17 protein-coding genes and 1 pseudogene are annotated in these 25,283 nt (G+C 70.8%); 11 read left to right on the forward strand and 7 right to left on the reverse strand.

What is annotated here, in order from left to right:
• The first annotated feature begins 165 nt into the window (after positions 1-165).
• Positions 166-831, forward strand: a complete 666-nt coding sequence (locus ACSRUE_RS05805) for a VOC family protein (RefSeq protein WP_441290145.1) — start codon at positions 166-168, stop codon at positions 829-831.
• A gap of 62 nt (positions 832-893) precedes the next feature.
• A pseudogene (locus ACSRUE_RS05810) lies at positions 894-1,058 on the forward strand (AIR synthase related protein); the annotation flags it as partial.
• Positions 1,059-1,081: 23 nt separating this feature from the next.
• Here ACSRUE_RS05810 and ACSRUE_RS05815 read toward each other — a convergent pair.
• The 3 genes from ACSRUE_RS05815 to ACSRUE_RS05825 form a co-directional block, all read right to left on the reverse strand.
• A complete protein-coding gene (locus tag ACSRUE_RS05815; RefSeq protein WP_441293207.1) occupies positions 1,082-2,713 on the reverse strand; it encodes a hypothetical protein in 1,632 nt (543 codons plus the stop codon).
• Positions 2,698-6,678: an RHS repeat-associated core domain-containing protein gene (locus ACSRUE_RS05820; RefSeq protein ID WP_441290146.1), complete on the reverse strand. Its 3,981-nt coding sequence runs from the start codon at positions 6,676-6,678 to the stop codon at positions 2,698-2,700. The genes ACSRUE_RS05815 and ACSRUE_RS05820 overlap by 16 nt, the downstream gene beginning before the upstream one ends.
• A gap of 314 nt (positions 6,679-6,992) precedes the next feature.
• Positions 6,993-7,127, reverse strand: coding sequence for a hypothetical protein (locus ACSRUE_RS05825; RefSeq protein ID WP_441290147.1), 135 nt, complete (start codon positions 7,125-7,127; stop codon positions 6,993-6,995).
• 292 nt (positions 7,128-7,419) lie between these two features.
• Between ACSRUE_RS05825 and ACSRUE_RS05830 the strand changes: the two genes are divergently transcribed.
• A complete protein-coding gene (locus tag ACSRUE_RS05830; RefSeq protein WP_441290148.1) occupies positions 7,420-7,959 on the forward strand; it encodes a hypothetical protein in 540 nt (179 codons plus the stop codon).
• A 415-nt stretch (positions 7,960-8,374) separates the two neighbouring features.
• Complete coding sequence (purM, locus tag ACSRUE_RS05835) at positions 8,375-9,421, forward strand: phosphoribosylformylglycinamidine cyclo-ligase (RefSeq protein WP_441290149.1); 1,047 nt, start codon at positions 8,375-8,377, stop codon at positions 9,419-9,421.
• A gap of 84 nt (positions 9,422-9,505) precedes the next feature.
• Here purM and ACSRUE_RS05840 read toward each other — a convergent pair whose 3' ends face one another.
• Positions 9,506-13,060 carry a protein kinase domain-containing protein gene (locus ACSRUE_RS05840; protein ID WP_441290150.1) on the reverse strand — a complete coding sequence of 1,185 codons (3,555 nt, stop codon included), beginning with the start codon at positions 13,058-13,060 and terminating at the stop codon, positions 9,506-9,508.
• A gap of 217 nt (positions 13,061-13,277) precedes the next feature.
• Here ACSRUE_RS05840 and purN point away from each other — a divergent pair, with 217 nt between their 5' ends.
• From purN to ACSRUE_RS05860, 4 genes are all read left to right on the forward strand, one after another.
• A complete protein-coding gene (gene purN, locus ACSRUE_RS05845; RefSeq protein ID WP_441290151.1) occupies positions 13,278-14,000 on the forward strand; it encodes a phosphoribosylglycinamide formyltransferase in 723 nt (240 codons plus the stop codon).
• Positions 13,997-15,622, forward strand: coding sequence for an NAD(P)-binding protein (locus tag ACSRUE_RS05850; RefSeq protein ID WP_441290152.1), 1,626 nt, complete (start codon positions 13,997-13,999; stop codon positions 15,620-15,622). The genes purN and ACSRUE_RS05850 overlap by 4 nt, the downstream gene beginning before the upstream one ends.
• 569 nt (positions 15,623-16,191) lie before the next feature.
• Positions 16,192-16,704 (forward strand): hypothetical protein, encoded by a 513-nt coding sequence (locus ACSRUE_RS05855; RefSeq protein ID WP_441290153.1) that lies wholly within the window; start codon positions 16,192-16,194, stop codon positions 16,702-16,704.
• 194 nt (positions 16,705-16,898) lie between these two features.
• Positions 16,899-17,552: a hypothetical protein gene (locus tag ACSRUE_RS05860; protein WP_441290154.1), complete on the forward strand. Its 654-nt coding sequence runs from the start codon at positions 16,899-16,901 to the stop codon at positions 17,550-17,552.
• Positions 17,553-17,627: 75 nt separating this feature from the next.
• Here the strand turns inward: ACSRUE_RS05860 and ACSRUE_RS05865 are convergent, their stop codons facing one another.
• Positions 17,628-18,422 carry an ABC transporter ATP-binding protein gene (locus tag ACSRUE_RS05865; protein WP_441290155.1) on the reverse strand — a complete coding sequence of 265 codons (795 nt, stop codon included), beginning with the start codon at positions 18,420-18,422 and terminating at the stop codon, positions 17,628-17,630.
• Positions 18,423-18,749: 327 nt separating this feature from the next.
• On the opposite strand from ACSRUE_RS05865, the gene ACSRUE_RS05870 reads away from it, so the two are divergent.
• Together ACSRUE_RS05870 and ACSRUE_RS05875 are read left to right on the forward strand one after the other, a co-directional pair.
• Positions 18,750-20,189, forward strand: a complete 1,440-nt coding sequence (locus ACSRUE_RS05870) for a cellulose binding domain-containing protein (RefSeq protein WP_441290156.1) — start codon at positions 18,750-18,752, stop codon at positions 20,187-20,189.
• Between the two features lie 305 nt (positions 20,190-20,494).
• On the forward strand, positions 20,495-21,859 hold the full coding sequence (locus ACSRUE_RS05875; protein ID WP_441290157.1) for a hypothetical protein: 1,365 nt from the start codon (positions 20,495-20,497) through the stop codon (positions 21,857-21,859).
• Positions 21,860-21,867: 8 nt separating this feature from the next.
• On the opposite strand, the gene ACSRUE_RS05880 is transcribed toward ACSRUE_RS05875, so the two are convergent.
• Together ACSRUE_RS05880 and ACSRUE_RS05885 are read right to left on the reverse strand one after the other, a co-directional pair.
• Entirely contained in the window at positions 21,868-22,890 is a 1,023-nt protein-coding gene (locus ACSRUE_RS05880; protein ID WP_441290158.1) for a phosphotransferase, read from the reverse strand.
• Positions 22,891-22,914: 24 nt separating this feature from the next.
• Complete coding sequence (locus ACSRUE_RS05885; protein WP_157907324.1) at positions 22,915-23,253, reverse strand: hypothetical protein; 339 nt, start codon at positions 23,251-23,253, stop codon at positions 22,915-22,917.
• A 71-nt stretch (positions 23,254-23,324) separates the two neighbouring features.
• Between ACSRUE_RS05885 and ACSRUE_RS05890 the strand changes: the two genes are divergently transcribed.
• Positions 23,325-25,214 (forward strand): DUF2169 family type VI secretion system accessory protein, encoded by a 1,890-nt coding sequence (locus ACSRUE_RS05890; protein ID WP_441290159.1) that lies wholly within the window; start codon positions 23,325-23,327, stop codon positions 25,212-25,214.
• The last annotated feature ends 69 nt before the right edge of the window (positions 25,215-25,283 follow it).

The following is a 25,283-nucleotide window of genomic DNA, read 5'->3' on the forward strand; positions in this document are numbered from 1 at the left end:
CATACCCCGAAGCGACGTCAGGCGTACGCGACGGTCTGCAAACCCGCCGGCTGTCCCGGTCGCGGCGCAGCCTGATCAGGTGTGGCGCTGTTGATATGGCGTCGCTTTTCACGCTACAGTCTCGTGCGAGCCAGGGACGCGGGCTCCACTCGCCGGAGGCGGCCGATGGGCTGGGAAGTCGATCACGTGTTCCTCGCGACGCCCGACGTGGGCATCGCCGAGCGGATGCTCGCCGAGTTCGGCCTGAACTTCAGCCGCCACGCGGTGCATGAGGGTCAGGGGACCACGAATGCGTGCGCGGCCTTCGAGAACGCGTTCTTCGAGGTCCTCGGCGTCCATGATCTGGAAGAGCTGCAGACCGAGATCGTTCGGCCGCTGGGGCTACAGGAACGCATTCATTGGGCCGAGACCGGCGCATGCCCGTTTGGCATCTGTTTCAGGACCATCGATGCTGGAGGCGCCGGGGACTGGCCCTTCGAGACCTGGGACTACAAGCCGAAATACACGCCGGCGGGCATGAGCATGCCCATCGTGACGCCGCGAGGGTCCCTGGCGGAGCCCATGATATTCGTGGCGCCCCAGACAATCCGGCGGACCACCCCGATCGAGTCGCGATCGCATCGTGGCGCGCGCCGGACGCTGACGCGTGTACGTCTGCAGCTGCCAGCGGAGAACCCGCCGCTCTCGTCGGGCGTGCGTTGGTTCGTGGACCAGGGCATGCTCTCGATCGATCGTGGGGCGACCTGCTCTCTTGAGCTGGAGTGGGATCACGGTCACGAAGGGCAATCGCACCAGTTCCCCGCAGAAGTGCCGCTCGTCGTGCGCTGGTAGAGCGGGCTTTCGCCGTACGTGGGGGGAAACACGAGCGCTGGCCCGGCCATGCGGTCGCGTGTCTGTTCTTCCTCGACTACTTCGCGACAGGCAAGCTCGACGTCGACGTCGACGTCGACGTCGACGTGGGCGAGGCCGTGGTCCGCGGCATCGCCGAGGGCTGCAAGCAGGCCGGCTGCACGCTGATCGGCGGCGAGACGGCCGAGCTGCCCGGTATGATCCGGGCGCGAGGCCGTCGAACCGCTAGATATCACGAATCCAAGGCATCGGAATCATTGAAGTCGGACCACCATTGTCGGTTTGACGAGATCGTCCGGATGCCTTCGCGACCGAGCGCCTGCGACAGCTGCGTCCGGCTCTCGCTCCAAGCGCTGATGGCCACTGACTCCAGCCGCATCACCTCTCGTGCATTCTCGATCAGCAGGAGTGCCCGCTCGCTGGTGTCGCAGCGAACCACACAGAACGAGATTCCAAGTGGAGCTATCAGCTCGCGGACCCAGAGGTCCTCCCCCTCATAGCTGGAGACGAGGCGGTCCGTGCACTCAGGGACAGGTCGGAGTCCGAGCCGCTCCGCGATGAGCCCCCGCCGTAGGTGCGAATCCAGCGGGAAAGCCAGCTCGACGCGGAGTCGCTCGGCCTCCGCTAGACCGTCCTCCAACGCGAGGATCTCGAGCCATGTCCGGAGCTCGCCTGCCACAAAGTCCATCTGCTCAGGCATATTTGCGTACACCCAAAGTCCGCCTTCGCCGGACCACAGGATGAGCTTCCAGTCGTGCCATGCTCCCACGGCAACGAGCTGCAAGTCCTTCCACGACCAGAGCGGCCAGCGGACAAGGCGAAGGCCGGTCGGAAACGACTCTGCTCCGCCTTCGAAATCGAGGAGCGACTGAGCTCGCTCTGGGAGCATCTCGCGCGGAAGCAGCCCCAGCCACAGTGCGCCGTCCGGCATCTCGTGCTCGCGGGGCATGACCACACAGCCTCCGCCCACGAGTCCGCGTATGGACTCGACCAGCGCCGACGGCGCAGGGACCGGCGGCGCAGCGACGCAGACAGCCCCTTGGTCCTGCAGGTAGCGATCGAGCCGCGGCGAGCCGAGTGCCGGCGCGCGGCAGCGGTGCTGAGTCGCTTCCTCGCGGACGATGTCGAGCCGTGCGACTGCTTGTTCCAGCACAAAATCGCCCTGAATCACGTGTTCATCCGTCACCCACACACGGCGCGAAGTGAAGGCGGACGCGTCCGTGTAGAGAGGAGCAGCCGTGGGCACCGATAGCTCTGGAAGCTCGCGCACAGCGACGCCAGCACCCACGTCGAACACCGCCCGGGCACCTTCATGGGCGCAGAACCGAAGCACGTCCCCGAGCGCTGCCAGCGTGCGCGTGAAGATGCGCGGCTGCGCGACGACGACATCGCCCGCTCGAAGGAGCGAACCACCTTCTCCAGACGGTGAAAGCGAGAACTGCTCACTCAGTCGCGTCCAGAACGCCTGCGCGGCCCGACGACGGCGCACGACGAGCGAAGGCCAGAAAGCGTCAAAACAGTCCACGCACGCCATCAGCGCCACACAGTCGCGCCACAGGCCCACACCGAGGCCACCAAAGGAGTCGAGGTAGAGCGCGCCCTTCCAACGATCCCACGCGAAGAGGCGGCGCTCACCGCGGCCCATCGAGGGCACCGTGGTGGGCGCGAGCGCGCGGGCAGCTGGGTAGCCGAACGCTGCCCCCCCGAGGAGCGGGAACCCACGGCGACCCGTCAGCTCAAAAAGCTCTTCGTCCTCGACGGGTGTCGGCGAATCCGGCCGAAGGCTCACGCCAGGAACGATGGGCGCCTGGCGGAGCTGCTCGCACGTCGCAGGAGACCATCGCTGCATCAGAGCTTCGTCCATCTCTTCCCGTCCCAGTTCCAGGCACCAGGCTCCGCCGCTCTGCCTTCTTTGTTCATGAACATACCCTCCCTGGTCGGCGACTGTGTCCTGTTCGCCCCAGGCACCCATGATGGGTCGTAGTTCGGCCCTGTTGTGTTCTGAGAAGGGTTGCTGCCGCTCGTGAATCCCCCAGGTACCGTCTGCAGTCCCGGGGGAGGCAACCCTGCAAGGCTCCAGAGGCGGGGGACCGTCTGAGAGCAGTTGGGACATGCCTGCTCAAGCTGACTTTTATCACCTCCTTTGTATGATTTCACACCACCCACGCTCTCGAGCGCTTCTCCCAGGTGCTGCTGCCAGTTCTCATGACCTGGCCTGCACATCTTCCCCGTATCCTGCTCCCATTGCTTCAAATAGTCGCTCAGTGCCTTGGGTTCCGAACAAACATTCTGCGCGCCGCCGCTCTCCGAAGGACGTGCGTTGTTCGGGGCCAGCGCGGCCTCCACTGCGGGATGTAGGTCCGTGGAGCCCGCCCTACCGGAATTTGCGAACTTCGTCACATTGGCTTTCTTCCCGTTCTTCTTCAGGTAGGAGCCAGTCACTTCCGTATGCATCTTGGAGAGACCGTTGAAATCCGAGAACTCGAGAGGCCACCCATCAACATACGCGTATGTCCGAAGGCTGCCCTCCAACCGGATGGGCTCCGGGCTCAGGTACTGCCCCGTCTCCGGGTCGTAGTACCGGTACCGGTTGTAGTAGAGCCCCGTCTCCTCGTCCGCGTACTGCCCCGGAAACCGCACGGGCGTCAGCCCGGCCTGCTCCCCCTCGACCTTGCCGAACAGCGAAGCATCGATCCGGCCGACGAGCCTCCCATCGTCGCGCACAAGCGCCGCCGGCATCCCGTTCGGCGCCTCGACGTAGTACCGCACCTCGTCGCTGTCGCCCCGCCGTACCCGATCGGCGAGCGGCGTCACCCCCTCCGGCAGCACCGCATACGCTCGCTCTTCCCCCACCGGCTCCCCGCCCGCTTCCCCGAACAGCTCGCGGATCTCGTGCACCAGCGCGTCGCCGCTCCAGGTATAGCGTGTCACGCTCTCCACCACCCGGTCGCGCCCCCGCTCCACCCGCTTCTCCAGCCGCCGAGCGAACGGGTCGTAGACGAAGCGCACCACCCGGCCATCCGGCAGGCGCACCGCCTGGAGCAGGTCGTCGTCGCCCCACTCGAAGCGAGTGACCCGCCCGTCCGGCAGCCGCTTGGTCGTCATCCGCCCTCGCTCGTCGTAGAAGAACTCAGCGCTTCCTCGCCGCTTGAGCTGCCCGCCTGGCGCATACTCCCGCGGCGCCGCGCTCTCGTGGAGCTCGCCGCTCGGCCCGTGGCGATATCCCTCGATGAGCTCCCGCAGCGCGCCATCCACCCGCTGTCGCCCCACCACCCGGCCCTGCGCGTCGCGCAGGTACTCGACATACGCCGCGCCCGGCGCGCCGCTGCCCACCGCGCCGAGCAGCCCGGCCGCCGACCATCCATAGCTCTGCGCGAACGTCACCTCATGCGGCAGCGGCCCCACCCACGCTGGCTTGCCCGGCCGCACCGCGGGCGTCGCCACGAGGCCCGTCACCTGCACCCCCGACGGGAGCCCATCGGGCGTCCACCCCTCCGCGATGCGCCCTCCCGCGGGCAGCACCCGGTCGACAAGCTGACCCGCTGGATCGTAGGTCAGCTGCACCTTCATGGTCTGCGCGCCGACGTCCCCGACAGCCACCGCCAACGGCCGCCCCACCACGTCGCGCGCGATCTCCATCCGCCCGAACGGCCCGCTCGCGCGCACCGCCTTGCCCAGCGCGTCGTGCGCCGTCTCCACCACCGTCCGCCGCCCGCCCCGCGCCACCGTCTCCCGCACCACCCTCCCGCGCTCGTCATGGGTGTACTCGCACATCACGTCGCCGCTCGTCACAACCTTGATCCGGCCGAGCAGGTCATAACCGATGCTCTCCGTCCGCCCATCCGTGAACCTGCGCTCCACGAGCCGGCCGCACGGGTCATAGACGAAGTCGACCGTGCCGAGCCCATCCCGGATCTGCGTGATCCGTCCCATCACATCGTGCCGGTAATAGATGCGCCGCCCGTCGAACGTCCGCTCCTCGCCGATCCGCCCCTCGCCGCGCCGCACGTACCGGTGCTCCTCGCCGGACTCGTCGACCACGCGTACCAGGTCCTGCTCCCGATCGTAGAAGTACCTCACGGCGCTCCCGTCCGGCCTCACCACCTCGGTCACGACCCCGATCCCACCCCACCGCAGCGTCGTCACCCGCCCGTCCGCGTCGGCGATCTCTGACAAATTCCCGTCGACATCGTAACCATACCAGTCCGTCGCCCCGCTCGGCCTCCGCACACGGACGAGCCTTCCGCTGCCGTCGTAACCATAGGACGTCTCGTGTCCCCGCTCGTCGACGAAGCCCGTCACCCGTCCCAGGAAATCATAACGGATCTTCCGCCTCGTCCCGTCCGGCTCGATCACCTCCACACGGTTGCCGAGGGCGTCGTAGACCATCCGCGTCACACCGCCGTTCGGCAGCGTCGCCTCGACGAGCATGCCGCGCTCGTCGTAGCGGAACGCGACCACCGGCCCGAACTCGTCCTCGACGGCCACCACATCGCCTCGCGCGTTTCGCTGGTAGCGCGCGAACCCGCCCATGGCGTCGCGCACCTCCTCGATGAAGCCCCGCTCGTCGTATTCGTACACGGTCCTCGCGCCCATCGGATCCGTCACGACGCGCAGTCGGCCCAGGTCGTCTCGCTCGTAGCGCCACGTGTGCCCCAGCGCGTCCCGATACACCAGCACGTTGCCCGTGGCGTCAAACGTGTAGGCGTGCAGGCCGCCCTCCCACGCGACGCTGTTCACCTTGTCCAGGTGGTTGCCGTCAATCCGCCGTTTTGCGCGCGAGGTGATCACCTCGACGAAGTGGTCGTAATCGTCGATCTTGACGTGACAGAAGCCCTTGGCCCTGGTCTTCCGATCGTCCAGCGTGCCCGGCACGTCGCCATCGAGGGCGTCGTTGCCCTCGCGACGACACCATGCCTCCACGCAGCGGCCGTTGTCGCCATAGCGGAACTCCGCCACCAGCCCTCCCGGCTCGCGGCGCCGGACCAAGCGGTGCTGTTCGTCGTACTCGTACCGCTCCTCGTTGCCCGCGGCGTCGCGCGCCGAGATCAGATCTCCTCGATCGTCATGACTGTAGGTGCGAAACGCGCGCCACCCTCCGCCCGGCGACTCGTCGTTCACCTCGAACGCAGCGATCCTCCCGTCCGCTCGCCGACGCACCCGCACCATCCGCCCCACCGCATCGATCGCATGGGACAGGCGCCCTCGCTCGTACGAGAGCCGTACCTCGTTGTCGTACCGGTCCACGATGCGCGACAAGAGCCACCTGCTCTCCTGCCTCTCGCCGAACACGAGCAGCACCCCCTCGGCCTCCAGCGTGTAGCCGCCCTCGTGACGCCTCAGCACGCCGCACGGCATCGGGACGGGACGGCCCGGCTCGGGGATCTCCGCCTCGGTCGGCGCCGCGTGCGGCTCCAGGACACGCAGCGTCCGCCGCCCGTCCTCGATGGCCCACGCCAGCGAGTGGCTCCACCCGAACCCGAGCCCCAGATCCACATCGCTCGTCTCCGACGAGTAGCTCCGCTCGATCCGGAGCGGCAGGATCATCCCGCCGAGCGTCAGATCCACGGTCTTCGCGGTGTAGACCCGCCCCGTCACCGGATCGACCGGGTCACCGGCCGACGTGCCGCCCCCGCGCCCGTGAGACGGATTCGGGCACCCGCCGCCGCTCCCCGGTCCGCACGCGCCTGCGTTCTTGCCTCCGCCTCGCGGCCCCTTGCCGCCGCTCTTGCCGCCCGCCCCCTGGTCGCCGCCGCGGCCCCGTCCTCCGCGGCCGCGGCCGCCGCCTCCGCCGCCCCCGCCGCCCAGGATGAATGTGCCGGGGTTCATGCCGGGAATCGCGGGAATGTTCGGGACCGGCGCCGTTCGTGCCATGGCGGCCATAGTCGATAGGCACACCCCGCGGTGTCAAGCCGGGCAGCCTCTGTGCGACGCAGATCTGGAACCGGCGATAGCGGCGTTGAGGGAATGACCCGCGTCCGGCATGCGGGACCGCGGCTCGCCGCGCCGAACTGGCACGCGATCGACCGCTGTTCAGGCTCGCTCGACGGCTGCACCGAAGTCGCGGCGGGCTCATCCTCGCCCATCTCCGTTTGAACTCCGTGTTCGTGCGTCGCGAGCGCAGGTCTCGCCCGATCGCCTCGTCACTGCTGGAGGATCGGCGTGAGCAGCGCGAACAGGCCCGAGTTCCTCGCGTGCGTGCGCTCGTCTTGCTTGCCCAGGATCATGGCAGCAGCCTCGAGCAGGCACCCCTGGCCTTTGGCACGCGCGGCGCGCACCCCTGACCCTACAAAAAACGCGGTCTGGTGGCTTCATCAGGCTGCAACCTCGCAAGAGCCGGGCGGCAGCCCGACGCTACAGCCTCGTGCAAACCAGGGCCGCCAGTTCCACTCGCCGGAGGCGGCCTCCGCGCCCGGCGGAAGATCGAGCTTACGGACGTCGCAGATCCCTGTAGCATGGTTCACATGCGGGCATATCAGCGGTCATGGTTGCGACGGACGAGCGGCGCACCCGGCAGATCGACGATAGAAGTCACTACAAGCCATTGATTTCGCCAAATGTAGCAAACGAATGAACTCCGAATCTGACAGGGCCTGCGCGGCACTTGGCGCCGCGCTGCTCGATGCCAAGCTGGAGACGCTGTTCCACCGGCACCTTCGAAGCTTCCACGAAGAGCTCCTTGGCGCAAGCCGCCCTATCGGATCCCTTAGCACGCGGATTCAATTGGCAAACGCACTGGCGCTTGTCAGCGACGATACCCGCGCAGACTTGGACACCATCCGCGTCATTCGAAACAATTTTGCCCACAGCTTCGATTACGAACTCGGCTTCGACGACCAGTCCATCATAGATCGTTGCACAAACCTAAGAACAGCCAATGCTTACATTGATGGCTTTGACCTCGCCACGGCCGCTCCGCGCCGCAAGTTGAGTGCCATGGCAATCCACGCAATACGTGATCGTTTCAGGGCTCCTCGCTGGCGGTATCAGCTCTCGGTTGAATTCTTGGCACAGTACTTGGACGAGATCGCGACGGGCACTCCAAACTATGCGGGTTCGGACCTGCCTGCCGAGGTTCGGGCCCTCAGCGCGAACACCGGGTTGAAGTAGGGGCGCAAGGGAGTGTTCAACCGCCGGCCGTCACAGAAGCGGCGCAGGAAGCCCCTCGTCGTGTGATGCTGGCGAACATGGCTTTGCAGCCTCCTGGCCCCTTACCGCCTGATCACCGTCGCGACCCGTGCCCTCCCCCGACCATGGCCACCGTCTCCACGCCAAGAATGAACGCGCCCGGATTCATGCCAGGAATCACGGGGATGCTCGGGACCGGGGCCGCGTGCGCCATGCCGGCCACCGCCGAGAAGCGTTGCACGCGACGTACAGCGGCCCACCATCCTCCTCCCCGCACGGCCCAGCCAGCCGGCCGTTCTGGCGGGGCTGCTCAGCAGAGACGAGCCGGGCGACCCCGAAAGCCGCCCCGAGAGCGAGCCCGCTTCCCTTTGCCGCCGAGGTGTGGGATGCGCCTGCCATGAGCGTCACGTACCGGGAAGCCGGGGTCGATATCGATGCAGGGGACGCGCTCGTCGAGCGCATCAAGCGGCTCGCGAAGCCGACGCGCATCCCCGAGGTGCTCGCCGACGTGGGCGGCTTCGCCGGGCTGTGCGCGCTGCCGGGCGGGCTGTCCGAGCCGGTGCTGGTCAGCGGCACGGACGGGGTCGGCACCAAGCTGAAGGTGGCGTTCGCGACGGGCGTCCACGACACCGTCGGCATCGATCTCGTCGCGATGTGCGTGAACGACGTGCTGACCGTGGGCGCGCGGCCGCTGTTCTTCCTCGACTACTTCGCGACAGGCAAGCTCGACGTCGACGTGGGCGAGGCCGTGGTCCGCGGCATCGCCGAGGGCTGCAAGCAGGCCGGCTGCGCGCTGATCGGCGGCGAGACGGCCGAGCTGCCGGGCATGTACGCGGACGGCGAGTACGACCTCGCCGGGTTCGCCGTCGGCGTCGTCGAGCGCTCGCGCATCCTCGACGGCAAGCGGATCGCGGCCGGCGATGCGGTCCTCGGCGTGGCGTCGAGCGGGCTGCACTCGAACGGCTTCTCGCTCGCGCGGCGCGTGCTCGAGAAGGAGATGGGCCTCACGATGAGCGACCGCGTGGCCGATCTCGGCGGCACCGTGGGCGAGGCGCTGCTGACGCCGACCCGGATCTACGCCCGCGCGATCACGGCGCTCCTCGCGGCCTGCGGCGACGCGGTCCGGGGGCTGTCGCACATCACGGGCGGCGGCCTGCCGGGGAACCTGCCGCGCGTGCTGCCGGACGGGCTGGGCGCGCGGCTCGACCTCGGCTCCTACCAGCGGCCGGCGGTGTTCCAGGTGCTCCAGCGCGGCGGCCCCGTGGAGGAGGCCGAGATGCGGCGCACGTTCAACCTCGGCGTCGGGCTGGTCGCGGTCGTCGAGAAAGGCGCCGCGGACCGGGCCATCGAGGCGCTCGCGAAGAGCGGCGAGCAGGCCTGGGTGCTCGGCGAGGTGGTGTCGGTCGGCGACGTGCCGTTCGAGGAGCGCGTGCTGTTCGGATGAGCGGGCCGGCGAGGGCGATGCGCGGCGCGCGGGCCGGGATGCGCCGAGCGACCGCGCAGGCCGCGCGGGCCGCGCGGCGCGAGCTCACCCGCCTTCGAGCCGCGATCGCAGCTTCTTGATCGCCTCGTCGATCGCCCGGTTCTTCTTGTAACAGGGCCTCACCGTCGTCTCGAGCACGACGAGGGTGCGCTCGTCCCCCTCGGAGACGGCGCGCTCGAGGAACGGGAGCTTCTCGCCGCACGTGGCGTCGCGCAGCTCGAAGGAGATCCGGACCGCGGGGGTCCCGCGGGCCGCGATCTCCGGATCGCGGAGCAGCTTCGCGGCCCGGGTGGCCGGCGTGGAGCGGCCGCGGGTCTCGACGATCTCGTAGAGCACGTCGATGCCCGCCGTCCCGAAGCGGCTCGAGAGCGCGTCGAAGACCTTGTCGGCGTGCTCCTCGCCCGTCTTCGCGATGGCGATGGCGACGTTGCGCGCCGCGATCGCGAGCGCGCGCTCGCGGAGCGCCGTCGGATCGCGCTCCGCCAGCTGATGGATCGCGTCGGCGGCCTTCACCCAGCGGCGCGCCTTGACAGCGTCGGTGAGCGCCTTCCGGGCCGCTTCATCGGGCGGGGGTTCGGCCGGCGCGTCGGGCGCCGCCGGCGCAGCGGCCTCGGGCGCCGGCGCCGTGGGCGCGGGTGTCTCGGGGACGGCGGCGGTGTCGGCCGGGGCCGGCTCGCTCGTGGCGAGCGCGCTCGCGGGAGGCCTCGCGGAGCCGAGCTGGGGCTCCGGCTCGGGCGGGGCGCGCCCACCGCTGGCGAGCGCCGCGATCACGGCCACCGCGAGGATGCCGCCGCCCAGGTACGGGGCCAGCCGGCCCACGCGGCCGCCGAGGCCTTCGGGGCCCAGCCGCGACGCGCGAGCTTCCCGGGCTTCGCGCTTTCGCCTGGCCTTCTCCTCGCGCTCGCGCGCGGCCTCCTCGCGCTCGCGCGCGGCGCGCTCTGCCTCCTCGGCGAGCTTCCGCCTGGCCTCTTCCTCGCGCTCCCGGGCGACGCGCTCCGCCTCGGCGGCCTCCAGCTCCCGCAGCAGCGTCGGGGCGAAGGCTGGCCGCGAGCCGCTCATCCGCTCGGACGTCGGCTCCGAGACGGGCGCCGCATCCTCTGCAGGCGGCTCGTCCGGCGGCGGGGACGCGGACGCCACGGGAGCCGGCTCGTTCTGCGGCGGCTGCGCCTTCACGGACGGCGCGGGCGACGGCGATGACGCCGGCTCCGCGCCGGCCCCGGACGGCGGCTTCGACGACGCCGGCTTCGCGACGGATGCCGGCTCCACAGCGGATGAGGACAGCGGCTCCGATGGCGCACGCTCCGCTGCAGGCGACGACGGCGGCTTCGATGACGCACGCTCCGTTGACGGCAGCTTCGACGATGCACGCTCCGCCGCTGGCGACGACGGCGGCTTCGATGTCTCACGCTCCGCCGCTGGCGACGACGGCGGCTTCGATGCCTCACGCTCCGCCGCCGGCGACGACGGCGGCTTCGATGTCTCACGCTCCGCCGTTGGCGACGACGGCGGCTTCGATGTCTCACGCTCCGCCGTTGGCGACGACGGCGGCTTCGATGTCTCACGCTCCGCCGTTGGCGACGACGGCGGCTTCGATGTCTCACGCTCCGCTGCGGGCGACGACGGCGGCTTCGATGTCTCACGCTCCGCTGCGGGCGACGACGGCGGCTTCGATGACGCCGGCTCCGCAGCCGACGGCGATGGCTCCACGACCGCCGACGGCGACGGCTTGTTCGATGAGGGCTCGGCCGCACGGCGCTCCGCCTTGCCCGACGACAGCAATAGGTCGTCCAGCGACAGCCGCAGGGAGCCCAGCCCCGCTGCCTCCGTCGCCCCAGGCGCTTCGACGGACCGCTCCTCCTCGCTCGGCGACGGAGGCAGTACCTCCGGCGACGGCGGCATCGACATCAGCGACGCCCACTCCTTCAGCTCCGGCGACTCCTGCGACCGCGCCGGCGCCTCGGACAGCGGTGACGACGCGTGCGGAGGACGCTGGTCATCGGCCTCGGCAGGAGCGCCGTCGCCGGCGGCCTCGCGCGCGAAAGCGGCCTGCGCGATGAGCGCCGCGCCGCCCACCGTCGTCGGGCGCGCGTCGTCCGGCACGCTCGAGTCGTCGGCCGCGGAGGCAGCGTCGGCCCTGGCGACCTCCTGCGCGAAGGCGACCTGCGCCATGAACGCCGCGCCGCCCACCGCGGTCGGCCGCGAGTCCCGCGTCATCTCGGCGACGAGGGTCGGCGTGTTGCGCACCGGCGTCGGGCGCGAGTGGCTGAGGGCGTCTTCCTCGTCCTCGTCGCCGTCCACCGCCTCTGCCGGCTCGGCGCCGCCCGTTCGACCCTCCGGAAGCTCGCCCGACGCGCGCGCTCTCTCCGCCTCCTTCGCGCTCGCGCCGCTCCCGGCCGGCTCACCTGCCGCCCGCTCCGCGGCAGGCGCCAGCGCGTCCGCGACATCGTTGAACGAGACGAGACACGAATCGCCAAGGACAATCGCCGAGGCGCCGCCGGCGCTCGCGTCGGGCGCGCCCGACGGCGCGCTGGGCACGGGCGGCCGGTTGCTCGGCACGCGCGCCGCCTCCGCGATCGCGGGCACCGACGTCATCTCCCCCCTCGACGACATCTCCGCCCGCGGCTCGTGCACCGCGATCCCCGACGCGGCGCACGCGTCGTCGAGCGCTGCGATCACCTCCTCCGCGGTCCCGAAGCGGGCGCGCGGATTCTTCTCGAGGAGGAGCCGCACGACCGCCTCGAGGGCAGGCGGGACCACGACGCCGGGCGAGTGCGCGGCGATCGGCGGCACGGGCGCGCTCCGCTGCTGGTTGAAGAGCTCGACCGGATCCTTGGCCAGGAACGGGTGCTTGCCGGCCAGCATCTCGTAGAAGATCAGGCCCAGGGCGTAGAGATCCGCGCGCTCGTCGACGAAATCCATCCCGAGCGCCGACTCCGGGGCGAGGTAGGCGATGGTCCCGAAGATCACGCCCGCCGTGGTGAGCCGGACCGGGAGCGAGTCCGCGCCCGCCCGCGCGGACTCCGGCGAGCCGACGGACCGGCGCAGCTGATCGACGCTCACCTTCGCGAGGCCGAAGTCGATGAGCTTCACGAGGTCGCCCTGCGGCTCGACGACCATCACGTTGCGCGGCTTCACGTCGCGGTGGACGATGCCCATCGCGTGGGTCGCGTCGAGCGCGGCCGCGAGCTGCCTGGCGATCAGGGCGGCGCGCGCGGCGGGCACCGGCCCCCGCCGGATGATCTCGTGGAGCGTCGTGCCGCGCACGTACTCGAGGACCAGGAAGAACGAGCCGTCCTCCGCCTCGCCGAAATCGGTCGCGGTCGCGACGTTCCGGTGCTGGATGTGGGCGCCGGCGATGGCCTCGCGCTCGAAGCGCTGCACGAGCTCGGGGAGCCGCTCGGTGTCGGGGTGCAGGATCTTGATCGCGACGCGCTTGTGCATGTGCACGTGCTCGCCGCGGTAGACCGCGCCCATGCCGCCCATCGCGATGACCTCGTCGATGCGGTAGCGCTTCGAGATCACCCGCCCGAGGTAGGACCTCGCCCGGTGCTTCGCGGCCTCGTCGGCGGTAAGGGTCGGCTCAGGCGGGCGTTCCGACATCGTGGCGGCGCCACCCTACCCCGAGCGGCGCGGCATTGGTAGGTGGCCGGCCAGAGGGGCCCGGCCCCGGCGAGGCGCGAGCGTGCGCAGCCGCAAATGACAGCGCAAGCGGCCCGGAGGTCGCCTCGCAGCCCTCGATGCGCCCCCCGGGGAGCCGGGCGGCCGCTTCCGCCCCGGATCTCTCCCGCGCCCGCCTCCGCCGTAGTATCTGGCCCCCATGCCCCCCCTCGATCTCGGCGTCCTCATCTCCGGCCGCGGCTCGAACCTCCAGGCGATCCTCGACGCGATCGCCGCCGGCCACCTCGACGCCCGCGTCCGGCTCGTCCTGTCCAACCGGCCCGACGTGGAGGGCCTCGCGCGCGCCGAGCGCGCCGGGGTCCCCACGCGGGTCATCGCGCACCGGGACTTCGCCGATCGCGACAGCTTCGACGCCGCCGCCGTCGACGCCCTCCGCGAGGCGGGCGCGACCTGGGTCGTCCTCGCGGGCTTCATGCGCCTGCTCACGACGACCTTCCTCGACGCCTTCCCGCACCGGGTCGTGAACATCCACCCGTCGCTCCTGCCCTCCTTCCCCGGCGTCGACGCCCAGCAGCAGGCGCTCGATCACGGCGTGCGCGTCACCGGCTGCACCGTCCACCTCGTGGACGCCGGCACCGACACCGGGCCCATCCTCGCGCAGGCCGCCGTCCCCGTGCTCGACGGGGACGACCGCGACGCGCTCGCCGCGCGCATCCTCGTCCAGGAGCACGCCCTGCTCATCCGCGCGCTCTCGTGGATCGCCGAGGGGCGCCTCCAGATCGCGCCGCCTGACGTGCCGGGCGGGCGCGCGCGCGCGACGCTCGCCGGCGTCGAGACCGCGCTCGGGCTCGCCCAGAGCGGCCGCGCGCGGGGAGACGTCGGAGATGTCGGGGAAGTCGGAGAAGCCGGGGAAGGGGCGTGATTCACAAGCACTACGACGTCATCGTCCTCGGCCGGTCCATCGGCGCGCTCACGGCCGCGGCGCTCCTCGCGCGCCGCGACTTCACCGTGATGGTCGTCGGGCACGGCGAGCGCCCGCCCACCTACCGCCTCGACCAGCACGTCCTCCGCCGGCGCGCCTTCACGATGCTCGCCGAGCCCTCGCCCGCGTGGCGCCGCTTCCTCGTCGAGCTCGCCCAGTCGCAGACCTGGAAGCGCCGCATCGTCCCGGCCATGCCCATGCTGCAGGCCGTCGCGCCGCGCCGGCGCCTCGACGTGCCGCCCGACATGGTCCTCTTCGGCCGCGAGATCGACCGCGAGTTCCCCGAGCTCCGGCGGGTCGTCGACGAGCTCTACGCCGAGCTCGCCCACGTCAACGGCGCCGCGGACGACGCCTTCTCGCACGACGCCCTCTGGCCGCCGGGCACCTTCTGGGAGCGGCGCGAGACCGCGCGCTACGCCGGCATGCTCCCGTACGCGCGCGCCGAGCCCGACGCCGACCTGCTCGTCGAGTTTCCGCGCGGCCACCTGTTCCGCTCGATCGTCACGCAGTCCGTCCTCTTCGCCACGGACCTCTCGGCGCTCCCGCCTCCCTTCGCGGTCGCGCGCCTGCACGGGGCGTGGACGCGCGGGCTGATGATGCTCCCGCGCGGCGAGGAGGAGCTCGAGGAGTTCCTCGTCGAGCGCATCCTCGCCCACGGCGGCCGCTGCCTGCTCGACGAGCGCGCCGCGTCGGTCCACGTCCGCCGCGGCACCGCCGCGGGGGTCGTCCTCGACGGCGACGACCACCCGAACGGCAGCAGCTTCGTCATCACCGACATGGACGGCGAGACGCTCGCGAGCCTCTCGGGCGGCGAGGGCATCCACAAGCGCGCGCTGCGCGAGTGGCCGCGGATCACCTCGTCGGTCGGCCGCTTCGTCGTGTCGCTCATCGTGCGCCGCGAGGGCTTGCCCGAGCCGCTCGGCCCCGAGGCGCTCCTGTTCCCCTTCCCGTCCGCGTCGACGGGCCGCTCGCCCGCGCCGCCGCGCGTGTCGAGCGACGGCGCCTCCGGGGGCCGGCCGAGCTCGCCGCGGCAGACGCGGCCGACCGGGCCCGGGCGCCCCGTGGTCCACCTCCAGCGCTGCGATCTGCCCGCTCCCTCGACCGACACGCTGCTCGTGGCGGAGATCCTGCTCCCCGACCGGGGCCCGCTGTCGCTGCTCGAGGCGCGCCAGGCGGTGCTCGACGCGCTCGCGGCCGAGCTCCCCTTCCTCGAGCGCCACCTCGTGCTCGTCGACTCGGTGCACGACGGGCTGCCCGTGTGGCTCTACGACGGCCAGCGCCGCCGCCTCATCGAGCGCGCCGCGCTGAAGGGCGCCGCCCCGGGCGCCGAGCCGATGGTGCGGCAGCTCGAGGTCGACCCGCCCGGCTACCTCGGCCTCGCGGGCGAGCCGATCCGCGGGCCGATCGAGCGCACGCTGCTCGTCGGCCGGAGCGTGCTGCCCGGCCTCGGCCAGGAGGGCCAGCTGCTCGCCGCCTGGGGCGCAGCGAGGCTCGTCACCCGGACCGACCGGCGGAAGGAGCGGATGCGGCGCGACATGTGGAGCAAGGTGGAGATCGGATAACGACGTTGAGGCCGCCCCCCCGGCGAGCTGCTCAGCTGCATCCCTCGAAGACGCGGTGACCTGCGCGCGGCCTCGCCGGCTCCCGTGCTAGCGGGACTCCGCTCGTGCCGACATCTCACGCCGCCACCATGACATGTCACGCCGCCATCGTGACATGTCGCGTGACATGTCACGCCGCCACCGTGACATGGAAAGGTGGCGGGCCCGCCCCTCAACCATCCGCACCGGCACCTCGATCGCTTCCTGCTGCGCCATTTGCAGGCCCTGGGGAGGCGGATGGTTCCCCTCGTGGCCGAGGCGGGGCGCCCACGAGCCTGGCACACCAATTGTAAGAACATAGCGTGTCGCTTGGCGCTGCGCCGGTGCTCGGCGTGACACGAAAGGTCTCCGCTCATGGAACCATGGCGGCCGCTCACACAGGCAAGACCGGAAGATCGTCGCGCTGCGGGCCGAGCTCGGAGTCCATGCTGACGCTGAGGAGCTCTGACGTAAATCTGCCAGGGCTCTTCTGCTTGCGCTCCAATCACCATCACTTCCCATTACGTCTAACAACCTCGAAGGAACGCTAAATGTACAAGTCGATTCCCCTCTTCATCGTCGGCGCGGTCGTAAGCGCAGCGCTGGCCAATTCCTCCGACGCGGCGGCGCTGCACGAGCGCGTATCGGGGACCAACTGCGCCTACGGAAATGGAACCACGACCGGCAATTTGATTGCCATCGGGAGCGCCATCTCCAACAGTTCAACGAGCGGCGCGGAGAGCGTCTCTTGCCCGGTTACCGACGATGATCGCTTCCGTAAGCAGGACATCGCCTCGCTGAACATTCACGGCTACAATGGCGGCATCAGCATCTCGGGTCAATCGGCCGAGGTCGACGCGTCCACCTGCGTGCAGTACTATGGATCCACGGGTGGAGCCTGCACCACGCCGGTGAGCACGTCGGGGAATGGAAACTACACGCTCAGCCCGCCGCTGACGTACTGGACGAGCTCCAACTACGCGGACTTCGGATACATTCGCATCAAACTGCCGCCGAAGGGGACCAATGCGAGCACCGTCAGGGGCTACTACACCGCGGACTAGCAGACAAGATTTGCGATAACACCAGAAGGGGGCAACGAGCTGCGTATCGCGAGAGGGAACGCCGAGTTGCCCCCTTCTATTCATTACAATCAAACATCGAAGCCCAGCGCCGGGCGCCATTCGAGCAGGCGCGCCGTTTACTGAAGCGGATGCGCTCGACCTCGTCGACCGCATCCCAACAACAGGAGATGTCCGTGATTTCTTTTCGTAGCGTCATCTCGGCCATGATGCCCATTCTGGCGGGCGCTCTCGCCGGTGCGATAGCGACAGTGATTGTCTCCCGTGAAGCCGCGGACGAAAAGTCGCGAAAGAGCACGGCCGTCGCCGGCGAATCCAGAACGCACTATGTTCCTCGATCTATCAGCAGCGTGAACCCGGGGATCGGCGCGACGGACCTGAGGGAGCTGAAGCAGCGTCTATCGGCGCTGGAAGAGCGAGACGAGCAGCAAGACTCGGATCAGAAGGACTCCCACGAGCGTACCGAGATGCCCGACCTCGTGGAGTGGAAAGCCCAGAAAGAAAGTCACCATCGCGAGATCATCGCGGCGCATCAGCGTGCGGCCGAGGATGCCACGTGGGCTCCCCAAGCACGAGCCTCCCTGCTGAAGGAGATACGCACCGTCGGCTCGGGGAGCTTTGACGTGCGCGACGTAGATTGTCGGACCAACACCTGCGCCGCCGTCCTGGAGTGGAAGAATTACGACGAAGCGGTCAACAATTGGTCGACCGCCGTGGAGCACAACTACGAAGTAAGCTGCAATCGAGAGATCCTGCTCCCGGAGCCCTCCGATCGGAGCACGCCGTACCAGGCCACGATGGTCATGACCTGTCCTCGCGATTCAGGGTGAGCCATTTGACTGACGCGCGACGAGCGGCTCCCGCTCGCGCCGCGCGTCCCAGCGATAGACGCCTCGAGACGCCGCTCAGGGCGAGCGGGGGAAGACCTGGAAGAACCCGTCGCGCTCGACCACGGTGAGGGGCACGTCGAACAGGCGGGACAGGTTGTCGTCGGTCAGCACCGCGCGCTTCGGGCCATCGGCGAAGACGCGGCCCCTCCGCAGCAGGACGACCCGCCCGATCTCCGGCGGGATCTCCTGCACATGGTGCGTCACCAGGATCAGCGTCTTGCCCTGCCGCGCGAGGCGCCTGAGCAGGTCGATGAGCTCGAACGCGGCCTTCAGATCGAGGCTCGTCGTCGGCTCGTCGAACACCAGCGCCTCCGGGTCGTGCACGAGCGCGCGCCCGAGCAGGCAGCGTCGCTGCTCGCCGGCCGACATCTCCGCGATGGGCTTGTCGCCGAGGTGCGCGACGCCGAGGTCGCGGAGCACCTCCTCGGCGCGCCGGCGCTGCGCGGACGTCGGCGGCTCGTGCTCGTGCAGCCCGGCGCTCGCGAAGTAGCCGGAGAGCACCATGTCGGAGCCCCGCACACCCCGGGGATAGGCCATCTGCAGCTCGTACGACACGAGCCCAAGCCTGCGCCGTAGTGCGGACACCTCCCACCTTTCGCGACCGAGTATCCGCACATGCGAGCCTTCACGGTGGACCGGATAGATTTCCCGTGAGAGCAGCCGCAGCAAGGTCGACTTCCCGGCGCCGTTGGGCCCGAGGATCGCGGTGTTCTCCCCCTGCTCGATCCGCAGCGACAGCCCCTCGAAGACGCGCGTGTCGCCGCGGAAGACCTCGGCGTCCTCGATCTCGATGAGCGCGGGCGCGCTCATCGCTCCACTCCACGGTCCTGGTTCATCGGGCGCAGACTACCCGCTTGGCAGCGTCCCGCACCGAGAAATCAGGCCGTTCGCGGTGGATCGTCCGTGCCCCGGTTCGGCGATCCACTCCATCGGCCCACTCTCCATCTCTCGCGGACAGGCACCGTCGGAATGCGCCCGTGAACCGGCGTCCTCCGCGCTGGAGAGACGATGGCCCGGCCGTTGCAACGCTCTCCAAACCTTCCTTTCAACAAGCGCCCCGTGCCAAGCCGACGCTGGCACTCGGGAGTGGAAAAATCCGATGCGGCGCGGAGCCGCTCGGTCACTTGGAGATTGACAATGACGAAGATCAAGGGTTCGTTTTTCGGTGCTGGGGCAGCTGCGTGCCTGCTCGCCGCTCTCGGCGGGTGCATCGTTGCCGCGGACGATGGTTCCAGCTCCGAAGAGGACGAGATTTTCGCCGATGAGGCAGCGGCGGCCGCGGCGGCATCGCAGATGCGCTTCGGCGTCGCTCCGCAGTGGAGCCAGACCTGGTCGCCGCCCCAGTCCGGCCCCGCCAACGTCGATGTGGTCGCCGTCGGGGACTGGTTGCAATCTGGCGGCTTCACCAGCACACACAAGACCAAGCTTCAGAAGATCGTCAACGCGGGGAAGACCCCCTACTTCTTCGGCTACATCGCCACGGACATGACGAAGAAGGGGCTCGGGTCCGAGAACGACTGTGACGGCAACAGTGGCGCACCGCTGTGCCAGAAGGGCGCGGCGTACGTGCGCGCCAACATCGCCTCGATGGCGAGCGCCTACCAGAAGGCGGCGGCAGGGATCAACGGGGCCCTCGGAGGGCGCGAGGCGCTGATCCACATCGAGCCGGACTGGTACCAGTTCTCGCAGACGGCGCAGCAGAACGCGCTCACGGAGACGGAGTCCGACAGCTACATCAACCAGATCCTCGGCGCCATCAAGTCGGGCTGCCCCTCGTGCAAGGTGGTCATCGACTTCAGCCCGTGGTTCAGCCCGTCGGCCACCAAGTGGGCGTCGTCGGTCGGCGACTTCTACGACGGCTGGGATCGCAGCGTGGTCAAGTACGTCGGCCTCACGGGCAAGCAATTCCCGTTCACCACGGGCAAGATCGACAACTTCACCTACAAGGAGATCACCACCGCGCTCAGCCTGCCGCTCGTCATCGTGGACGCGTACACGTTCGGCGGCGGCCCGATCAACGTCGACTCCACCTGGCTCAACGAGAGCAACGTCGCCAAGGCCGTCGACATGGGCGTCGCGATCGTCATGCTCTCCCAGACGGGCGACGTCGCCGGCTATGACAGCTTCATCGCGCGGGTGAAGGGCAGCAGCAGCTCCAGCTCCAGCAGCTCAACCTCCAGCTCCAGCTCAACCTCCAGCAGCTCCAGCTCCAGCAGCACGACGACCAGCAGCAGCAGCGGTGGCGGCGGCAGCGGCGGGACAGGCGGCTCCGGCGGGACAGGCGGCTCCGGCGGCGGCACCGGGACGGGCGTACGCGTGGAGGGCGGCAATATCGACGTCGCCGTCACGACGTCGTCCTCGTGGTCGAACGGGTACTGCAAGAACGTCACGCTGACGAACAAAGATAGCCGCGACGTCACCTGGAAGCTCTACGTGCCAAAGGACGGCACCATCTACAACCGCTGGAACGTCAAGGACTCCGTCGAGGGCAGCAACTTCGTGTTCGTCGGGGTGGACTGGAACGCCAAGATTGTGCGTGGCTCCAACACCAGCTTCGGATTTTGCGCGAACCGCTGACAACCGGAGAAAGGACGACGCGCGGCCGACGGCAGGACGAGCCCCGCGGCCGCGCGTCGCCTCGGCCCGCATCGACGAGCTGAGCGACACAGAGCAGACAGATACGTCCTCCGGGTCAGCCTCTCGACGTCCCGCATCCCGCTGTCCTCCCCCGGCTCCCGCGCCTTTCCCGCCTCCCGCGCCGTTTGATATCGTGGGCGCACCGTGCCCCCCGCCCCGCAGCATTCCTACCTGGCCGGCGACGGCCCGCTCCGCTTCGCCCGCGCCACCGCGCCGCGCGCGCACCGTCCGGTCGGGGCCGCCCCATGCCGCTGAAGCTCCGGGTCACCTGGCGCAATGCGGGCAGCCCGCTGCTGCCCGACGCGCTCGCCGACGTGCAGGCGACGGCCGACGACGCGCCGCTGCCGCTCGCCGGCGCGAGCCCGGGGCGGCGCGAGTTCGTGATCCCCGCCGGGGCGTCGCGCGTCGCGCTCAGCGCGCGCTTCTCGGCGGCGTTCGACGCCTTCGAGGACGTCGCCGCCCTGGAGGAAGAGGTCCTGTCGGTCGACCAGGCGTTCGACGTGGCGGGCGGCGGGACAGCGCTCAGCCCCGCCCCGGACCCGGCGCTCGGGCAGGCGCACCCGCTCGTCGACGTGCAATCCGCGCCCGGCCTCGCGCTCGCCCAGATCAGGACGGATTTCGTCGATATCACCCCGTTCTGGATGGCCTACGCCGGCTACGCGGACGAGTACCAGCGCGAGCACCGGCCCGGGACCGAGCTCGTGGCCCTCGGCGCCACCGCGGGAGATCCGAAGATCTGGTTCGCGAGCATCCCGGAGGCCTGCAAGGCGCCGCCGGACGGCGGGATCTCGGCCCTCGTGTTCTACCGGCCGGAGGGATACGCCCATACCCGGGTCGACCAGCGCCACGAGATGTTCGGGCTGAATCGATACCTGCTCGCGCCCGACCCGTCTCCCGGCGCCTCGTTCTGGGCGCGCGACGTGTTCGAGCGCGATCCGCGCGACCAGTCCCGCTGGGTCTATGTCCGCTGCGGCTTCGAGGAGGCGCTCGCCGCGAGCGGCAGGGCGGTGGTCATGCTGCACCCGTGGCCGAGCGGCGCGAGCTTCGGCGCCGCCACGACAGCGAGCCTGCCCGGCCTCGCCGAGGCGGCGCTCCGCTTCCTCTGCGGCGCGCGGAAGATCGGCACGGGACAGGGCGGGCCGCGGCTCGGCAAGCTCGGGCTCGCGGGCTTCAGCGCCGGCGGACTGGCCCTGTGGCAGGCGCTCGCGGCCAGCAAGGACCGCGTGAGCGAGGTGTTCGCGTTCGACGCCCGCGGCATCGCCAAGAACGAGGCCTTGCTCGTGCGCTGGCTCGGCGGCGACGCCTCGCGCCGCCTGCGGATGACCGGCGGCCACCAGATCGAGGCGAACGCGGCGCTCCAGCGGAAGCTCCCCGGCCCCTCCAGGGAAGCGCGCCTGACCAGCTTGCCGCCCGACAGGAGCGGCTATCTCCCCGGGGCGAACCCGCGCTGGGATCACGTGTGCTCCTCGCTCGAGGCGAGCGAGAAGGATACCTATCTTCACGCCGACTGGGTATGGCACCAGTTCGCGATGTTCGGGGGCTTCCCGGAGGCCGGAGAGCAAGCCACCGTCACGTTCCTCCAGCGCTTCCTCGAGGCGTCGGAGCTCTGAGCCGTCTCTCACCACGTGATGAGCCGCGCCAGCACCCGCATGTCCTCGTCGTCGCCCATCCTCGCGAGCGCGGCGCGCGCCCGCGCGAGCGCGGGCTCGACGTAGCGCAGGTACGTGGGATCCACGCCGATGCGGTCGAGAAAGACGAAGCGGCCGGCGTCCTTCAGCTTGCGCTGGACCGTGAGCACATCGAACTCCCGGCCGAGCGCGTCGCGCGCCGGCCGGTCGAGCGAGGCGGCGGCCGCATAGTCGTCCAGCCGGGCCTCGACGAAGGAGCGATCCAGGTCCTGGGCGCTGTCGTTGAGGAGCGTCGCGAGATCGTAGGCGCGCGGGCCGAGGAGGGCGTCCTGGAAGTCGAGCCAGGCGATCTCGAGGCCCCCGCCCGCCGCGTCCACGACCATGAGGTTCTGGCTCTGGTAATCGCGGTGAACGAAGCCCCGCGGCCACGCGGCGATGCGCCGGGCGAGGCGCTCCGAGACGGCGTCGAGCTCGGCCCGCGCGGCGTCGCCCAGCCGGAGCCCGCGCGCGTCGAGCGCCCACGCGCGGAAATGGTCGAGCTCCCAGCGCAGGAGCGTCTCGTCGAGCGCGCACGCGTCGACGATCGAGCCGCTCGGGAGCGCCGCGAGCGCCCGCTGCGCCCGGGCGAGATCGCGCGCGGCCAGCGCGTAGACCTCGGCGCGGCGGGCGGGCGCGCGCTCGACGAAGGCCGAGAGCGTCGCGTCCCCGAGATCCTCCAGGAGGAGCAGGCCGCGCTCGCAGTCCTCGGCGAGCAGCGCCGGCACCCGGACGCCGCGCTCCCGGAGGAGCGCGCGCACCTCCAGGAACGGCCACCGCGGGGGAGCGGCGCCGACCGCGACGCCGTCGGCCCCCGCGCTCGGCGCGAACATCGCGACCGCCGTCCCGGCCGGCGTCACGACGCGCAGATAGCGCCGGCACGACACGCCCCCGCGCAGCGGGACCATCGACGACGGGACATGGCCCGTGGCCCGCTGGACGAGCCGGAGCAGGGCGTCGGTGTCGAGCTCGCGCACCCGGTGCAGGAACGAGCCAGACGCTCAGCAGGCGCCGGCGCAGCCGTCGGCGCTGTTGAACCAGAGACCGCCGGAGTCCTCGCACGCGCTGCGGTCGTACCTGCCGGAGCAGCAGCGCTCCTGGCTCTCGCACACCTTCGCGGCGCCCTCGCCGCTCCGGAAGCAGCACTTCCGGCTCTCGGGCGTCTCGGGCGCGGCAGGATCCTCGGGCGCGGCGGGCTCCCCGGGCGCGGTCGCCTTCTCGATGACCACCGGCACCGCGGGCGCGACGAGCGTCGCCACCGTGTCGCAGCCGAACGAGGCAATCATGACGAGGAGGGCGAGCGCCGATCCCAGCGCACGAGCGTTTCCAGCCGGCTTCATGATCGCCGTGGGTGACATGGGCGCAGTGCGGCGGCAAGTTCGTGACGAGCGCCGTGCTATAACGCCGCGGAATGGCGAATGGTGCGACGAAGAGCGCGACGAAGAGCGCGACGAAGGCCGCGATGATGGGCGCGATGAACCGTGGGACGAGCGGCGCGACCGGGCCCGTGAGGGTCACGCCGCTGGACGGAGCCGCCGCCGCCGCCGTCGCGTGGCGCAGCCGGGGCGAGCTCCACATCACCGTCATCGTCAAGGCCACCTTCGCCTTCGCGGCGGACGCGGAGATGCCGAGGGTCGAGCCGCAGCAGGTCGTCCACGGGGAGGTCCATCACGGCAACAACCCTGGGCGGAGCGTCCGGCTCACGAGCGATCTGGCGCCGCACCTGGAGCGCGCCGACGTGCTCTTCACCGGCCACGCCCACGCGCCGCCGCCCGGCGCGCCCGTGCACGCCTTGCCCGTGCGACTCGCGATCTCCGATGAGGGCGGGCCCCTCCTCGACAAGGAGCTCCTGGTCAAGGACAGGGCCGGGTTCCAGCGGATGCCGCTCGTGTACGAGCGGGCGCTCCGCGGCGAGAACGACCAGGAGAACTTCCTCGGCGTGCAGGCGACCGGCGACGCGTCCGAGCCCGAGGCGAACATCGTCGATCCCCTCCAGCCGGGGCGCGCGGCCGGCTTCGGGCCCATCGCGCGCGCCTGGCCCGCGCGCAGGCGGCTGCTCGGGGCCACGCCCCGCAAGGCGCTCGACGCCGCCATCGCCGAGATCCCCGATCCCTTCGAGTGGGCGTATTACCAGGCGGCGCCCCCCGATCAGCGGACGCGTTACCTGCGCGGCGGCGAGTGGATCGAGCTCCACGGGCTCCACCCCACGCTGCCGCGGCTCCGGACGCGGCTGCCCGAGGCGCGCGGCCGGGCGCGCGTCCACGGCCTCTCCGCCTTCGGCGTGGGCGAGGGCCACGCGCTCGAGCTCAACGCGGACATTCTGCGCATCGACGGCGACGAGCAGCGCTGCACCCTCGTCTTCCGGGGCAACCTGGTCGTCCCCGACGAGGCCGCCCTCGCGGCGGCCACCCTCGTGGCGGGGGTCGAGCTCCCCGGCGAGCCGCTCGAGTGGCCCGAGCTGCCGGCGGAGCAGGGCGTCGCGGCCCAGGATCTCGCGAAGGCAGCCGACGCGGCTGGCCGCGCGCGCGGCGTGGGAGGCGACGGCGACGGCGGCGACCCCCTGGGCGCGACCCAGGCCGCGCCGGCCGCCGGGGCGCGCACGGTGAGCCTCTCGGACGCTGGCGCGGTGGCCGCTGCCCTCGCCTCGGCGGCGGCGACGCCGTTCCGCCCCGGGTCGGCTCCCGGCGACATCGCCGGGCCGGCCGAGGGCGCGCACGGGCCGCGGGTCGACACGGGGACCCTCTCGATCTCCTCGGTGGAAGAAGGGCCGAAGGGGTCTCCCGCCGCGACGCTGGCGCTGCTGCCCGAGGAGGACGCCGGCGCGACGGACCAGCCCGCGCTCCCGTTCCAGCCGGCGCCCCCGGGCGGCGCGCTGCCTCCCTCGATGATCAGCCGGGAGCCGGTCACGGCGGAGGAGCGCGCGGGCTCTGGCACGCTCGCGCTCGCGATGGAAGACGACTGGGAGCCGGTCGCCGGCGCGCCCGGCCCCTCCGGCGCCGGCGCGCTCGCGGCCCCCCCTGCGCTCGTGCCAGCCGCCGTGGAAGCGCCAGAAACGGCGGCAGCGCCGCTCCCGGCTCCTGAGCCGGCGGCGCCACCTCCGGAGCCGCTGCTGCCGGAGCCGCCTCCCCCGCCGAGGCCAACGCTGAGCGCCTCGCCTGCGCGCTCCCCCGAGGCGGACGAGCCGCCGCCGGCCCCGCCGCCCCGCAGGCCGCCGCCTCCCCCGCCCGAGCGCCCCGCGCTGCCGACCCCTTCCCCCGCCTTGAGGAGGAGCCTTTACGAACGCTTCGATCGCAAACGGTAGCTCGCCGAGCCCGCATCGACGAGCGTGAGGGGCGCCCGCGGGCGAGGCGCCCCTCAGCAGGAGCCCCTC

The organism is Sorangium sp. KYC3313 (assembly GCF_052075895.1).
Taxonomy (GTDB): Bacteria; Myxococcota_A; Polyangia; order Polyangiales; family Polyangiaceae; genus Sorangium; species Sorangium cellulosum_B.

Coding starts and splice junctions, on each gene's coding strand:
- ACSRUE_RS05805 (WP_441290145.1), top strand. CDS start 166: ATGGGCTGGGAAGTCGATCACGTGTTCCTCGCGACGCCCGACGTGGGC.
- ACSRUE_RS05815 (WP_441293207.1), bottom strand. CDS start 2,713: ATGGACGAAGCTCTGATGCAGCGATGGTCTCCTGCGACGTGCGAGCAG.
- ACSRUE_RS05820 (WP_441290146.1), bottom strand. CDS start 6,678: ATGAACCCCGGCACATTCATCCTGGGCGGCGGGGGCGGCGGAGGCGGC.
- ACSRUE_RS05830 (WP_441290148.1), top strand. CDS start 7,420: ATGAACTCCGAATCTGACAGGGCCTGCGCGGCACTTGGCGCCGCGCTG.
- purM (WP_441290149.1), top strand. CDS start 8,375: ATGAGCGTCACGTACCGGGAAGCCGGGGTCGATATCGATGCAGGGGAC.
- ACSRUE_RS05840 (WP_441290150.1), bottom strand. CDS start 13,060: ATGTCGGAACGCCCGCCTGAGCCGACCCTTACCGCCGACGAGGCCGCG.
- purN (WP_441290151.1), top strand. CDS start 13,278: ATGCCCCCCCTCGATCTCGGCGTCCTCATCTCCGGCCGCGGCTCGAAC.
- ACSRUE_RS05855 (WP_441290153.1), top strand. CDS start 16,192: ATGTACAAGTCGATTCCCCTCTTCATCGTCGGCGCGGTCGTAAGCGCA.
- ACSRUE_RS05865 (WP_441290155.1), bottom strand. CDS start 18,422: ATGAGCGCGCCCGCGCTCATCGAGATCGAGGACGCCGAGGTCTTCCGC.
- ACSRUE_RS05870 (WP_441290156.1), top strand. CDS start 18,750: ATGACGAAGATCAAGGGTTCGTTTTTCGGTGCTGGGGCAGCTGCGTGC.
- ACSRUE_RS05875 (WP_441290157.1), top strand. CDS start 20,495: ATGCCGCTGAAGCTCCGGGTCACCTGGCGCAATGCGGGCAGCCCGCTG.
- ACSRUE_RS05885 (WP_157907324.1), bottom strand. CDS start 23,253: ATGAAGCCGGCTGGAAACGCTCGTGCGCTGGGATCGGCGCTCGCCCTC.
- ACSRUE_RS05890 (WP_441290159.1), top strand. CDS start 23,325: ATGGCGAATGGTGCGACGAAGAGCGCGACGAAGAGCGCGACGAAGGCC.